Source organism: Kineococcus halophytocola (assembly GCF_041276425.1).
Classification (GTDB): domain Bacteria; phylum Actinomycetota; class Actinomycetes; order Actinomycetales; family Kineococcaceae; genus Kineococcus; species Kineococcus halophytocola.
On sequence record NZ_JBGFTU010000002.1, the window covers coordinates 209,467 to 222,724 of the forward strand.

Annotated in this window: 13 protein-coding genes; 4 read left to right on the top strand and 9 right to left on the bottom strand. The window is 73.3% G+C overall.

Translation table 11 applies throughout. The features are described from left to right. Positions 1-24: 24 nt before the first annotated feature. Genes pyrF through pyrR form a run of 7 tightly spaced genes read right to left on the bottom strand, consistent with a single transcriptional unit; the run spans position 25 to position 8,745 of the window. On the bottom strand, positions 25-864 hold the full coding sequence (gene pyrF, locus AB2L27_RS02720; protein WP_370439927.1) for an orotidine-5'-phosphate decarboxylase: 840 nt from the start codon (positions 862-864) through the stop codon (positions 25-27). Further along, positions 861-4,178 (bottom strand): carbamoyl-phosphate synthase large subunit, encoded by a 3,318-nt coding sequence (gene carB, locus AB2L27_RS02725; protein WP_370439928.1) that lies wholly within the window; start codon positions 4,176-4,178, stop codon positions 861-863. Before carB ends, pyrF begins: the two co-directional genes overlap by 4 nt. Next, complete coding sequence (gene carA / locus AB2L27_RS02730) at positions 4,178-5,407, bottom strand: glutamine-hydrolyzing carbamoyl-phosphate synthase small subunit (RefSeq protein ID WP_370439929.1); 1,230 nt, start codon at positions 5,405-5,407, stop codon at positions 4,178-4,180. Before carA ends, carB begins: the two co-directional genes overlap by 1 nt. Next, a complete protein-coding gene (locus AB2L27_RS02735; protein ID WP_370439930.1) occupies positions 5,404-5,934 on the bottom strand; it encodes a PH-like domain-containing protein in 531 nt (176 codons plus the stop codon). Before AB2L27_RS02735 ends, carA begins: the two co-directional genes overlap by 4 nt. Next, positions 5,931-7,217 carry a dihydroorotase gene (locus AB2L27_RS02740; protein WP_370439931.1) on the bottom strand — a complete coding sequence of 429 codons (1,287 nt, stop codon included), beginning with the start codon at positions 7,215-7,217 and terminating at the stop codon, positions 5,931-5,933. Before AB2L27_RS02740 ends, AB2L27_RS02735 begins: the two co-directional genes overlap by 4 nt. Then, complete coding sequence (locus tag AB2L27_RS02745; RefSeq protein ID WP_370439932.1) at positions 7,214-8,173, bottom strand: aspartate carbamoyltransferase catalytic subunit; 960 nt, start codon at positions 8,171-8,173, stop codon at positions 7,214-7,216. The genes AB2L27_RS02740 and AB2L27_RS02745 overlap by 4 nt, the downstream gene beginning before the upstream one ends. Then, the gene (gene pyrR / locus AB2L27_RS02750) at positions 8,173-8,745 is read right to left on the bottom strand and encodes a bifunctional pyr operon transcriptional regulator/uracil phosphoribosyltransferase PyrR (protein WP_370439933.1); all 573 of its coding nucleotides are present in this window, start codon (positions 8,743-8,745) and stop codon (positions 8,173-8,175) included. Before pyrR ends, AB2L27_RS02745 begins: the two co-directional genes overlap by 1 nt. A gap of 290 nt (positions 8,746-9,035) precedes the next feature. Here pyrR and bldD point away from each other — a divergent pair, with 290 nt between their 5' ends. Together bldD and AB2L27_RS02760 are read left to right on the top strand one after the other, a co-directional pair. Beyond that, positions 9,036-9,530, top strand: coding sequence for a transcriptional regulator BldD (bldD, locus tag AB2L27_RS02755; RefSeq protein ID WP_106206055.1), 495 nt, complete (start codon positions 9,036-9,038; stop codon positions 9,528-9,530). Between the two features lie 161 nt (positions 9,531-9,691). Further along, on the top strand, positions 9,692-10,765 hold the full coding sequence (locus tag AB2L27_RS02760; protein ID WP_370439934.1) for a hypothetical protein: 1,074 nt from the start codon (positions 9,692-9,694) through the stop codon (positions 10,763-10,765). A gap of 63 nt (positions 10,766-10,828) precedes the next feature. Here AB2L27_RS02760 and nusB read toward each other — a convergent pair whose 3' ends face one another. Next, positions 10,829-11,239: a transcription antitermination factor NusB gene (nusB, locus tag AB2L27_RS02765; RefSeq protein ID WP_370439935.1), complete on the bottom strand. Its 411-nt coding sequence runs from the start codon at positions 11,237-11,239 to the stop codon at positions 10,829-10,831. Then, the gene (gene efp / locus AB2L27_RS02770) at positions 11,239-11,802 is read right to left on the bottom strand and encodes an elongation factor P (protein WP_370439936.1); all 564 of its coding nucleotides are present in this window, start codon (positions 11,800-11,802) and stop codon (positions 11,239-11,241) included. The genes nusB and efp overlap by 1 nt, the downstream gene beginning before the upstream one ends. 259 nt (positions 11,803-12,061) lie before the next feature. On the opposite strand from efp, the gene AB2L27_RS02775 reads away from it, so the two are divergent. Further along, complete coding sequence (locus AB2L27_RS02775) at positions 12,062-12,448, top strand: hypothetical protein (protein WP_370439937.1); 387 nt, start codon at positions 12,062-12,064, stop codon at positions 12,446-12,448. An 84-nt stretch (positions 12,449-12,532) separates the two neighbouring features. Next, positions 12,533-13,255, top strand: a complete 723-nt coding sequence (locus AB2L27_RS02780; RefSeq protein ID WP_370439938.1) for a hypothetical protein — start codon at positions 12,533-12,535, stop codon at positions 13,253-13,255. Positions 13,256-13,258: the final 3 nt, after the last annotated feature.

A 13,258-nucleotide genomic window follows, 5' to 3' on the forward strand; every position in this document is an offset into this window, starting at 1 on the left:
CAGCGGCCCGGGTGACCCGGTGAGTCACCCGGCCAGCGCGACGCTCAGCTCGTCCGCGCGGCGGCGGGCGGCCTCGCGCAGGGCCGCCGGGGACGGGCCCGCGGCCAGCACCTCCCGGGAGCTCGCCGCCAGCACGAGCCGGCGCGCGTCGCCGAACACCCGCCGCAGGTCCTGCCCGGTGCCGCCCTGGGCCCCGACGCCCGGCGCGAGCAGCGGGCCGTTGACGGCGGCGAGGTCGAGACCGAGGTCGGCGACCGCGGAGCCCACGGTCGCCCCCACGACGAGCCCGACGTCCCCGTACGGGCTCGCCCCGGCGTTCTCGGCGGCGGCGGCCTCGGCGACCGACCGCGCGACCGACCGCCCGTCGGCGCCCACGGCGTGCTGGACGGCGGCCCCCTCGGGGTTCGACGTCAGCGCGAGCACGAAGACCCCCCGCCCGTGCCGGGCGGCCAGGTCGAGCAGCGGCCGCAGCGAGCCGAACCCGAGGTAGGGCGAGACGGTCACCGCGTCCCCGGCCAGCGGGGAGTCGCCGACGAACGCGTCGGCGTACCCCGCCATCGTCGAGCCGATGTCCCCGCGCTTGGCGTCGACGATCGTCAGCAACCCCGCCGCCCGGGCGTCGGCGACGACGCGCTCGAGGGCCGCGACCCCGCGGGAGCCGTGCCGCTCGAAGAACGCCGCCTGCGGCTTGACGGCCGCGACGTGCCCGGCGAGGGCCTCCACGACGGTGCGGCCGAACCGCTCCACCCCGGCCGCGTCGTCGGGCAGGCCCCACGCCGCCAGCAGCGGGGTGTGCGGGTCGATCCCCGCGCACAGCGGACCGTGCGCGGCGACCGCCGCGGCGAGCCGGGCGCCGAACCTCATGCCCGGAACCCGTCCCAGGCCGCCTCGAGGCGGGCGGTGTGCTCCTGCAGGGACGCCACCCGCAGCCCCTCGCCGCCGCGTTCGGCGGTCAACCCGGCCTCGATGGCCTGCACGGCCGCCGACAGCTCCTGGATCGTGGTGATGATGGGCGAACCCACCGACGTCGCGGCGGCGCGGATCTCGTACCCGTCGGCGCGGGCCTGGTTGCCCGAGGGGGTGTTGACGACCATCGCGACCTCCCCGGCGGCGATGCGGCCCACGATCGTCGGCTCACCGTCCTCGCTGGTGCCCTCGGAGTGCTTGCGCACCACGGTGGAGGCGATGCCGTTGCGCCGCAGCACCTGCGCGGTCCCCTCGGTGGCCAGCAGCGTGAACCCGAGGTCGGCCAGCCGCTTGATCGGGAAGATCATGGCTCGCTTGTCGCGGTCGGCGACGGAGATGAACGCGGTCCCCCCGGTGGGCAGCCCGCCGTAGGCGGCGGTCTGGGACTTGCCGAACGCCGTCGGGAAGTCGACGTCGATGCCCATGACCTCACCGGTCGAGCGCATCTCCGGCCCCAGCAGGGAGTCGACGACCACGCCCTCGGCGGTGCGGAACCGCGCGAACGGCAGCACGGCCTCCTTGACCGAGACCGGGGAGTCGGCCGGCAGCAGCCCGCCGTCCCCGCGGGCCGGCAGCAGCCCCTCGGCCCGCAGGTCCCGGATGGACGTCCCGGCCATGAGCCGGGCCGCGGCCTTGGCCAGCGGCACCCCGGTCGCCTTGGAGACGAACGGCACGGTGCGCGAGGCCCGCGGGTTGGCCTCCAGGACGTAGAGGATGTCGGCGGCCAGGGCGAACTGGACGTTCAGCAGCCCGCGCACCCCGACGCCGCGGGCGATGGCCTCGGTGGCCGTCCGCACGCGCTCCAGCTCGGCGGCCCCCAGGGTCACCGGCGGGATGACGCACGCGGAGTCGCCGGAGTGGATGCCGGCCTCCTCGATGTGCTCCATGATCCCGCCGAGGTACATCTCCTCGCCGTCGAACAGGGCGTCGACGTCGATCTCGATGCCGTTGTCCAGGAAGCGGTCCACCAGCACGGGACGTTCGGGCGAGACCTCGGTGGCCGTGGCCATGTACTGCTCCAGCGACGCCTCGTCGTAGACGATCTGCATCCCGCGACCGCCGAGCACGTAGCTGGGGCGGACCAGGACGGGGTAGCCGATCTCGGCGGCGATGGCCGTGGCCTGCGGGAAGCTCGACGCCGTGCCGTGCTTGGGCGCGACGAGCCCGGCCTTGTCCAGCACCCGCCCGAACGCCCCGCGCTCCTCGGCCAGGTCGATGGCCTGCGGGGACGTGCCGATGATCGGGACGCCGGCCTGCTCCAGCTTCGCGGCCAGCCCCAGCGGGGTCTGCCCGCCGAGCTGGACGACGACCCCGGCGACGGGGCCGCAGCGCATCTCGGCGTGCACGACCTCCAGGACGTCCTCGAGGGTGAGCGGCTCGAAGTAGAGCCGGTCGGAGGTGTCGTAGTCGGTCGAGACCGTCTCGGGGTTGCAGTTGACCATGACGGTCTCGTAACCGGCCTCGGACAGCGCGAAGCTGGCGTGGACGCAGGAGTAGTCGAACTCCACGCCCTGCCCGATGCGGTTCGGCCCGGAGCCGAGGATGACGATGGCCGGCTTCTCGCGCGGGCGGGTCTCGTCCTCGGTGTCGTAGGAGGAGTAGTGGTACGGCGTGCTGGCCGCGAACTCCGCCGCGCACGTGTCGACCGTCTTGTAGACCGGCCGGATGCCCAGGGCGTGCCGGACCCCGCGCACGACGTCCTCGGGCAGGTGCCGCAGCTCCCCGATCTGGGCGTCGGAGAACCCGTGCCGCTTGGCGTGCCGCAGCAGCTCCGGGGTCAGCTCCTCGCTCTCGCGGACCTCCACGGCGATCTCGTCGAGCAGGAAGAGCTGGTCGAGGAACCACGGGTCGATCTTGGTGGCCTCGAACAGCTCCTGCGGCGTCGCGCCGGCGCGGATGGCCTGCATGAGCAGGCCGATGCGCTCGTCCGTCGGCTGCTCGACGCGGCGCAGCAGGTCGGCGCGGTCCCCGACGGGTCCGGCCCAGCTGAACGCCGCCCCGCGCTTCTCGGTGCTGCGCAACGCCTTCTGCAGCGCCTCGGTGAAGTTGCGGCCCAGGGCCATGGCCTCCCCGACGCTCTTCATCGTCGTGGTCAGCGTCGGGTCGGCCGCGGGGAACTTCTCGAACGCGAACCGGGGCACCTTGACGACGACGTAGTCCAGCGTCGGCTCGAAGCTGGCCGGGGTCACCGAGGTGATGTCGTTGGGGATCTCGTCGAGGGTGTACCCCACGGCGAGGCGCGCGGCGATCTTGGCGATGGGGAACCCCGTCGCCTTCGAGGCCAGCGCCGAGGACCGCGACACGCGCGGGTTCATCTCGATGACGATGATGCGCCCGTCGTCGGGGTTCACCGCGAACTGGATGTTGCAGCCGCCGGTGTCGACGCCGACCTCGCGGATGACGGCGATGCCGATGTCGCGCATGCGCTGGTACTCGCGGTCGGTGAGCGTCATCGCGGGCGCGACGGTGATCGAGTCGCCCGTGTGCACGCCGACCGGGTCGAAGTTCTCGATCGAGCAGACGACCACGACGTTGTCGGCCCGGTCGCGCATGAGCTCTAGCTCGTACTCCTTCCAGCCGAGGATCGACTCCTCCAGGAGCACCTCGGTGACCGGGGAGTGGTGCAGGCCCTGGCCGGCGATGCGGCGCAGGTCCTCCTCGTCGTAGGCGAACCCCGACCCGAGACCGCCCATGGTGAAGCTGGGCCGCACGACGACGGGGTAGCCCAGGTCGGCGGCCGCCGTGAGGACCTCGTCCATGGAGTGGCACAGGTGCGAACGGGCGGACTCGGCGCCGCAGCGCTCCACGACGCCCTTGAACAGCAGCCGGTCCTCACCGAGCTTGATGGCGTCGACGTCGGCGCCGATGAGCTCGGTGCCGTACTTCTCCAGGACGCCGTTCTCGTACAGCGCGATGGCGGTGTTGAGGGCGGTCTGCCCGCCGAGGGTGGCCAGGACCGCGTCGGGGCGCTCCTTGGCGATGATGGCCTCGACCGTGGCCGGGGTGATGGGTTCGACGTAGGTCGCGTCGGCCATCTCCGGGTCGGTCATGATCGTCGCCGGGTTGGAGTTCACGAGGACCACGCGCAGACCCTCGGACCTCAGCACGCGGCAGGCCTGGGTGCCGGAGTAGTCGAACTCGGCGGCCTGGCCGATGACGATCGGGCCGGACCCGATGACCAGGACCGAGGAGAGGTCGGAGCGGCGGGGCATCAGGCGTCCTTCTCTAGGGCCGGCTCGGTCGGCTCGGTCGGCTCGGTGGTGTCGGTCTCGCCCTGGTCGTCGACGAGCTGCGCGGCGGGGACGCCGTGCATGAGGTCGACGAACCGGTCGAACAGGTACGAGGCGTCGTGCGGACCGGCCGCCGCCTCGGGGTGGTACTGCACGGAGAACGCGGGCACGTCCAGGCAGCGCAGACCCTCCACGACCCCGTCGTTGAGGCTGACGTGGCTGACCTCGGCGCGACCGTAGGGGGTCTCACGCACTTGCCCCGCCGTGCCCTCGACGGCGAACCCGTGGTTCTGGGAGGTGACCTCGACCTTGCGGGTCGTCAGGTCCATGACGGGTTGGTTGATCCCGCGGTGGCCGTACTTGAGCTTGTACGTGCCGAACCCGAGCGCGCGGCCGAGCAGCTGGTTGCCGTAGCAGATCCCGAAGAACGGGATCCTGCGCTCCAGGACGCCCCGGAGGACCTCGATCTCGTGCGTGGCCGCGGCCGGGTCGCCCGGGCCGTTGGAGAAGAACACCCCGTCCGGGGCGCCGCCGTCGGGGCCGGAGGCCAGGACTTCCTCCAGCGTCGCCGTGGAAGGCACGACCGTGACCTCGATCCCGCGCTCGGCGAGCCGGCGCGGCGTCATCGACTTGATGCCGAGGTCGACAGCGGTGACCGAGAACCGGCGCTCCCCCACGGCCGGGACCACGTAGGCCTCGTCCGTGCTGACGAGGGAGGCGAGGTCGGTGCCCACCATGTCCGGGGCGTCCCGCACCTCGGCGAGCAGGTCGGCGGCGGGGCGGGCCGCGGCCTCGCCGGAGAACACGCCGACCTTCATCGCGCCGCGTTCGCGCAGGTGCCGGGTCAGGGCGCGGGTGTCCACGCCGGAGATCCCGACGACGCCCTGCGCGTCGAGTTCCTCCCCCAGGCCCCGGCGGGACCGCCAGTTCGAGGGGACGCGCGCGGGGTCGCGCACGACGTACCCGGCGACCCAGATGCGGGCCGATTCCTGGTCCTCGTCGTTGTAGCCGGTGTTCCCCACGTGCGGGGCCGTCATGACGACGACCTGCCGGTGGTAGCTGGGGTCGGTGAGCGTCTCCTGGTACCCGGTCATGCCGGTGGAGAACACGGCCTCACCGACCGTGGTGCCGACGCGGCCGTAGGCCTGGCCGGTGAACGTGCGCCCGTCCTCCAGGACGAGGACGGCCGGGGTGCGGGTCGTGGTCGTCACCGGGTACCTCCGGGCTCGTCCGTGGGCTTCTGCTGGTCCTTCGTGCGCACGAGTTCCTCCACCTGCTCCGCGAACCTGGCCCCCTCGGCGGGGTGCCGCGGTTTGATCCCTGTGTCCACGACGCGCTCGCCCAGCTTCCAGCGCAGCACGACGAGACCCTTCTCCCGTCCCATCCACTTGCCGACCATCCCCGGCCCGTGCCCGACGCCGACGATGTCGGCGGTCGGGACGACGAACGAGCGGGCGCCCTGCCGCAGCAGGCCCACGCCCTCGGCGACGAACCCCACCGAGACGGCGCTGCGCGTGCCGAGCCCGTGCGCCGCGATGCGGTCCAGGGCGTTCTCGGCGTCCGTCGTGGAGACGTAGATCCCCTCGACGGCGTCGCGCAGACCCTTCCAGTCCCGGCTGCCCAGGGGCCGCGGGAACTCCTTCTTCTGCCGCAGCGCCCGGCCCCGGTAGCCCATGAACATCATGCGCCACACCACCAGCAGGGCGAGGATCAGCAGGACGACCGCGATCCACTTCACGGCGTCACCAGCTCGGAGTCGAGGACGGTGGGCCGCCCGCGCAGGAACGTCGCGACGACCCTCCCGGGCAGTTCCGTGCCGCGGAACGGGGAGTTCCGCCCGGCCGTGGCCATCGTCGCCGGGTCGACGGTCCAGCGCGCCGCGGGGTCGACCAGGACGAGGTTGGCCGGGTTCCCGACCTCCAGCGGCAGGCCGTGCCCGGTCAGGCGGCCGATGCGCGCGGGCGCGCTCGACATCCGGTCCACCAGCGTGTCCCAGCCCATGAGCCCGGTGTCGACCATCGTGTGCTGCACGACGGACAGCGCGGTCTCCAGCCCGGTCATGCCCATCGCGGCCGCGGACCACTCGCAGTCCTTGGCCTCGACCGGGTGCGGGGCGTGGTCGGTGGCGACGACGTCGATCGTCCCGTCGGCCAGCCCCTCGCGGACGGCCTCGACGTCGGCCTGGGTGCGCAGCGGCGGGTTCACCTTGTAGACCGGGTCGTAGCCGCGGACCAGTTCGTCGGTGAGCAGCAGGTGGTGCGGGGTGACCTCGGCGGTGACCTGCACGCCGCGCTGCTTGGCCCAGCGGACGATCTCCACCGACCCGCGGGTGGACAGGTGGCACACGTGCAGGCGCGAGCCGACGTGGTCGGCGAGCAGCACGTCGCGGGCGATGATCGCCTCCTCCGCGACGCTCGGCCAGCCGCGCAGGCCGAGGACGGCCGAGACGGTGCCCTCGTTCATCTGCGCGCCCTCGGTCAGCCGCGGTTCCTGGGCGTGCTGGGCGATGACGCCGTCGAAGGCCTTGACGTACTCCAGCGCCCGGCGCATGAGGACGGCGTCGGAGACGCAGTGCCCGTCGTCGGAGAAGACGCGCACGGCCGCGCGGGAGTCGGCCATGGCGCCGAGCTCGGCGAGCTGCTGACCGGCCAGGCCCACGGTGACGGCCCCCACGGGGCGGACGTCGACCCAGCCGGCCTCCTCGCCGAGGCGCTGGACCTGTTCCACGACCCCGGCTGTGTCGGCGACGGGGAGGGTGTTGGCCATGGCGAACACGGACGTGTAGCCGCCGCGGGCGGCGCTGCGGGTGCCGGACTCGACGGTCTCGGCGTCCTCGCGGCCCGGTTCGCGCAGGTGGGTGTGCAGGTCGACCAGGCCGGGCAGGGCCCGCAGGCCGCTCGCGTCCAGGACGGCCGCGCCCTCGGCGGACAGTCCCGGTCCGGCGGCGGCCACGACCCCGTCGGCGAGCAGCAGGTCGGTCTGCCCGCTCCCGAGCGTCACGTTCTGGATCAGGGTCTTCACGCGTCCCCTCCCGGGATCTCGCCGGCCAGCAACAGGTAGAGGACGGCCATCCGCACGGCGACGCCGTTGCCGACCTGCTCGACGATGGTCGAGCGCGCCGAGTCGGCGGCCTCGGCGGAGATCTCCAGGCCGCGGTTCATCGGGCCGGGGTGCAGCACGATCGTGTCGTCGGGCAGCATCCCCAGCCGTTCCCGGCCCAGGCCGTAGCGGCGGCTGTACTCGCGCGCGGAGGGGAAGAACGACCCCTTCGAGGCGTCCATCCGCTCGGCCTGCACGCGCAGCATCATGACCGCGTCCGGTTCGCCCCGCAGCAGCGTGGCGTCCAGGTCGTGCGAGGTTTCGCACGGCCACGCCTCGACGCCGACGGGCAGCAGCGTCGGCGGCGCGACGAGCGTCACGTGGGCGCCGAGGGTGTGCAGGAGCAGGACGTTCGAGCGCGCGACGCGCGAGTGCAGGACGTCGCCGACGACGACGACCTTCGCCCCGGCCAGGTCGCCGGTGCCGCCGCGCAGGTGCCGGCGCATCGTGTACGCGTCGAGCAGGGCCTGGGTGGGGTGCTCGTGGGTGCCGTCGCCGGCGTTGACGACGGCCCCGCGCGTCCAGCCGGCGTGCGCGAGGCGGTGCGGCGCCCCGGAGGAGCCGTGCCGGACGACGACGGCGTCGGCGCCCATGGCCTCCAGCGTCAGCGCGGTGTCCTTCAGGCTCTCTCCCTTGGAGACGCTGGAGCCCTTGGCGGAGAAGTTGATGACGTCGGCGCTGAGCCGCTTGGCCGCGGCCTCGAAGGAGGTGCGGGTGCGGGTGGAGTCCTCGAAGAAGAGGTTGACGACCGTGCGGCCCCGCAGGGTGGGCAGCTTCTTGATCTCCCGCCGCTGGGTGGCGGCCATCTCCTCGGCCACGTCCAGGACGTGAACGGCGGCGTCGCGATCCAGGTCGGCCGCGGACAGCAGGTGGCGCATCAGTTCCCCCCGCCCGTGGTGCCGCCGGTGATGAGGACGGCGTCGTGGCCGTCGAGCTCGGTGAGCTGGACGCTGACCCGCTCGGCCGCCGAGGTCGGCAGGTTCTTGCCCACGTGGTCGGCGCGGATCGGCAGCTCGCGGTGGCCGCGGTCGACGAGGACGGCCAGGCGCACCGCCCGGGGCCGGCCCAGGTCGTTGACCGCGTCGAGCGCGGCCCGGATGGTGCGCCCGGAGTACAGGACGTCGTCGACGAGGACCACGACCTTGTCGTCGACGCCCCCGGCGGGCAGCTCCGTGGGCAGCAGCGCGCGGGTCGGGTGCCGGCGCAGGTCGTCGCGGTACATCGTGACGTCGAGGGAGCCGGTCGGGACGGTCGTGCCCTCGACCTCGGCCAGGCGGGCCGCGAGCCGGCGGGCCAGCGGCACCCCCCTCGTCGGGATGCCGAGCAGGACGAGGTCGTCCGGGCCCTTGTTGGTCTCCAGCAGCTCGTGCGCGATGCGCGTCACGGCGCGGGCGATGTCGGGGGCCTCGAGGAGCACCCGGGCGCCCGGCCGTTCGGGGACAGCGTTCACTGCTGACCTCCTTCCCCGCCTCACGGGACGGATCCTTAAAGGACGTCTTCACCGGCTCCGCACGCGGGACGCGCGTGGCGCGGTGGTCACGCCCGACCCTACAGGAGCAGGCTGGACCCCTCGGCCGGGGGCACGGTGCTGCCTGACGGCGCCCACCGCGTGTCGTTGTGAGATCAAACGCTCACACGGAGTAACGGCATCGGTGCCGAGAGAGTGGTGATTCCCGGAAACGGGGGGCAGAACGGCAGGTCAGCTTGACGAAGGCGTTCACGCTCCGTGACGATTCTCGTATGGCATCGGACTACTCCCGCGCACTCGGATCGCGCCTTCGCGCCATCCGTACCCAACAGGGGCTGTCCCTGCACGGCGTCGAAGAGAAGTCCGAGGGACGGTGGAAGGCCGTCGTCGTGGGCTCCTACGAACGCGGCGACCGTGCGGTGACCGTCCAGCGACTGGCTGAACTGGCGGACTTCTACGGGGTCCCCGTCTCCGCCCTGCTCCCCGAAGGCGCCCCGCAGGGCAGCTCCGAGCCGCCGCCGCGGCTCGTGCTCGACCTCGAGCGCCTCCAGGAGGTGCCCGCCGAGAAGGCCGGCCCCCTGGACCGCTACGCCAAGACCATCCAGTCCCAGCGCGGCGACTACAACGGCCGGGTCCTGTCGATCCGCGCCGACGACCTGCGCACCCTCGCCGTCATCTACGACGTCCCCGCGACGACGCTGTGCGACGAGTTCATCGCCTGGGGCGTGCTCAACGCCGACGCCCGCCGCGCCGTCGAGCACGGCTGACCCTCCGGACGCCCGACCGGCCCGGCCCCCTCGGGGACCGGGCCGTTCTGCGTCCCGGGGCTCGGCCGCCGGGGTGACGCCTCGTTGCCTCCCCGAGGACACCCGGCGACCTCGTTGCCTCCCTGAGGACACCCGGCGACCTCGTTGCCTCCCTGAGGACGATGATCGGCCCCGTGGAGGCAACGAGGCCTCACCGCGTGCGTCACCCAGGTCTCCACAGACCGCACGGACCGAACCCCTGTCCACAGCGAACCTGCTCCACAACTCACCTCGCTCCGCGGCCGCGCACCATGCACGCCATGCCCCGACGACGATCTTTCGACCCGGCCGATGTCGACGCCCTGATGCTGCGCGGCGACGGCATCGCCACGCACGCCGACCTCACCGCTGCGGGGATGCCCCGCCGGACCATCACCCGCTGGGCACACGCCGGTCCGTGGCAGAGCGTGCTGCCCGGGGTGGTCGCCGGTCACCGGGGACCGCTGGGGCGGGGGCAGTCGCGGCGGGCGGCGCTGGCCTACGCGGGGGACGGTGCCGCTCTCAGCGGGCTGCACGCCCTGGACCTCCTGGGCATCGCGGGGAACCGTCTCGCCGTCGACGACCAAATCCTCGTCGTGATCCCGTGGACGCGGAAACGGCTCTCCTCGGGGTTCGTGACCATCGAACGGACCCAACGCGAACCCCGAATCGCGCAACGGCGCGGCCTGCCCGTGGTCGGTCCGGCCCGGGCCGCCGCGGACGCTGCACGGCACGGAGCTGATCTCGACCGGGTCCGCGAGATCTTCGGAGCCACCCTCCACCAGCGGCGCTGCACGGTGCAGGAGTTGCGGGACGAGGTGTTCACCGGTCCGACCCAGCGCAGCGCGAAGGCACGGCAGGCTCTCGCGGAGGTGTCCGCGGGCGTGCGCAGCGCAGCGGAGGCCAAGGCCCGGGAGGTGATCGGCCGGTCCGCTCTGCCGCAACCGTTGTGGAACGAAGACGTCGTCATCGCCGGTGAAGTGATCGGCGAGGCCGACGCGTGGTGGCCGAGACACCGGGTGGCACTGGAGATCGACGGGATGCGGTGGCACTCTACGCCCGGGGACCTGCGCCGGACCCAGGCGAAGCAACGACGCTACGCCGCGGCGGGTGTCCTGCTGGTGTCGATCGCACCCGTCGACGTCACGGCCGACCCGGCGGGCTTCGTGAACCAGCTCGGGGCGACGCTGCGCGCCGCGGAAGAACGCGCCGGCTGACGCCCCCGTTGCCTCCTGGGAGCCGATGATCGGCCTCCAGGAGGCAACGAGGCCGCACGGCCGTCAGGCGGAGAGCGTCTCCTTGAGCTCGGCGATCCGCGCGAGCAGCCCGTTGACGAACTTCGGGGACTCGTTGGTCGACAGCTCCTGCGCGATCTCGACGGCCTCGCTGACCGCGACGTGGTCGGGGACGTCGGGGGCGTGCAGGATTTCCCACACGCCCAGCCGCAGCAGGGCCCGGTCCACGGCCGGCATCCGGTCCAGCGTCCAGCCCATCGAGTACGTCGAGAGCACCTCGTCGATGCGGGCCTGCTGCGCGACGACGCCCTCGACGAGGGTGAGCGCGTACTCACCGACGGGCGGGTCGGCCCGCTGGATCTTGTCGCGCAGCACGTCCAGGGGGGCCAGACCGCGCTGGTCGGCCTCGAAGAGGACCTCCAGCGCGCGCTTGCGCGCCTTGCGGCGAGCGGCCATCAGTCGTTGACGCGGCCGAGGTAGTCGCCCGTGCGGGTGTCGACCTTGACCTTCGTGCCGGTCTCGAGGAAGAGCGGGACCTGGATCTCGTACCCGGTCTGGACGGTGGCGGGCTTGGTGCCACCGGTGGAGCGGTCGCCCTGCAGGCCCGGCTCGGTGTAGGTGATCTCCAGGACGACGGACGTCGGGAGCTCGACGTAGAGCGGGGTGCCGTCGTGCGTGGCGACGATCGCCTCGGTGCTCTCGAGCATGTAGTTGGCCGCGTCACCGACGGTCGCGGCGCTGACGTACAGCTGGTCGTACGTCGCGGAGTCCATGAAGACGAAGTCCTCGCCGTCCTTGTACAGGTACTGCATGTCGCGCTTGTCGACCGTCGCGGTGTCGACCTTGCTGCCCGCGTTGAAGGTACGGTCGACGACCTTGCCGGACAGGACGTTCTTCAGCTTCGTCCGGACGAAGGCACCGCCCTTGCCGGGCTTCACGTGCTGGAACTCGACCACCGACCAGAGGTTGCCGTCGAGGTTCAGCACGGTGCCGTTCTTCAGGTCGTTCGTCGATGCCACGTCGTCTCTCAGTCCGTCTCTCGTCTTCACTCCCGCTGCCCGGGTCCGGGCGCGGGTGGGCCTGGCTCATCCTACCGAGACCGGGCGACTACCCCGGCCCAGCGGTGCGGCGACCGTGACCGCCCCCTCACCCGGTGCGTTGCTCCGGACGGAGGAGTCCTGCGCGCACACGGGTGGCGCAGCCGGGTGCCGGCTCAGCGCCCGGCCCGCCGCGCCCGATCACCGGTGAACACGTCGGTCGACCGGGAAGGGGTGGCGCGTGAGCGCTCGATCCGTACCGGACGCGCCCGTCCCGGCCCCGCCGGGTCCGCGCCGGGCCGTCGCCGTGACCGCCGGTGTGGTGACCGCGGTGGCGCTGGCCGCCGCCGTCGCCTTCCCCGTCGTCCTGGACGGTCGCCGCTCCAGCGCCGCCCAGGACCTGCGCACGGACCTGCAGCGCGTCGCGACCGCGCAGGCGGCGTGGAAGGACCGGCACGGCGGCTACTCCACGTCGCTGCCCGAGCTGGGGGTCCCTGCGGCGCGCACGGACGTGGCGATCGTGAGCGCCGGCCCGGACGCGTTCTGCGCCGGCGCCTACGACGACGGGACCCGCACCGCGCTCTTCTACTCCTCCGCGCAGGGCTTCACCGCCACCGCCTGCGACTGAGGTGGTCTGCTCCACGAGGGTGATCACCCCTCCACCCGGAGCCGGCGCCCGCCGATGCGCAGGAGGACCACCGAGGAGGACACCGTGACCGACCCCCGCACCGACGCCGGCCCGACGCCGCTGCCCCGGCGCCGCGGTGGTGCTCCCGTCGAGGCCGCGGCCCCGACACCTCCCCCCGCCCCGGCGCGGTCGAGCCGGCCCCGGCACCGGGCGGAGGGTCCCGGGCCCGAGGAACCCCTCCTCCCCGCAGCGGAGCCGGCGGCGGCCGCCCCGGCTCCCGCCGTTCCCGCGCCCCGGCCGGCCCCGGTCCCCCCGCCGGTCCAGGTCGCGCCGGAGCCCCGGGTCTCCCCGCCCGCCGGGGACTTCTACGGACCGCCGGCCCCCGCGCGGACGGCCTTCAACCCGGGCAACGCCTCCCCGTTCCAGGTGCCCCGCACCGAGGCGGTGCCGCGCCGCGCGGGCCGGAACCCGGTGCGGACGCTGACGACGTGGGCGGCCGTCCTCGTGGCCCTGGCGATCGGGGGGAAGTACGGCTACCCGGTGGTGATGGAGCAGGTGCACCGCAAGGAGATCGCCGCCCTCACCGCCGACCTGGAGGCGGTCGGCGCCGCCCAGGCCTCCTACGTGCGGCTCTACGGCACCTACGCCACGACGGTCGACGCGCTCGGTGCACCGCGCACGGTCAGCCGTGTCTCGGTCGTGACGGCCACCGGCAGCGGGTACTGCCTGCGGGGGGAGTCCGTCGCCGGTGGTGTCGTGCGGTACGCCTCACCCGCGCGGGGCGTCACCGGGACCCCCTGCGGGTGAGGT

Bases quoted from the DNA above. Each gene is read 5' to 3' on its own strand.
- pyrF (WP_370439927.1), bottom strand. From the start codon at position 864: ATGAGGTTCGGCGCCCGGCTCGCCGCGGCGGTCGCCGCGCACGGTCCG.
- AB2L27_RS02760 (WP_370439934.1), top strand. From the start codon at position 9,692: ATGATCGGCCCCGTGGAGGCAACGAGGCCTCACCGCGTGCGTCACCCA.
- AB2L27_RS02745 (WP_370439932.1), bottom strand. From the start codon at position 8,173: ATGCGCCACCTGCTGTCCGCGGCCGACCTGGATCGCGACGCCGCCGTT.
- nusB (WP_370439935.1), bottom strand. From the start codon at position 11,239: ATGGCCGCTCGCCGCAAGGCGCGCAAGCGCGCGCTGGAGGTCCTCTTC.
- bldD (WP_106206055.1), top strand. From the start codon at position 9,036: ATGGCATCGGACTACTCCCGCGCACTCGGATCGCGCCTTCGCGCCATC.
- carB (WP_370439928.1), bottom strand. From the start codon at position 4,178: ATGCCCCGCCGCTCCGACCTCTCCTCGGTCCTGGTCATCGGGTCCGGC.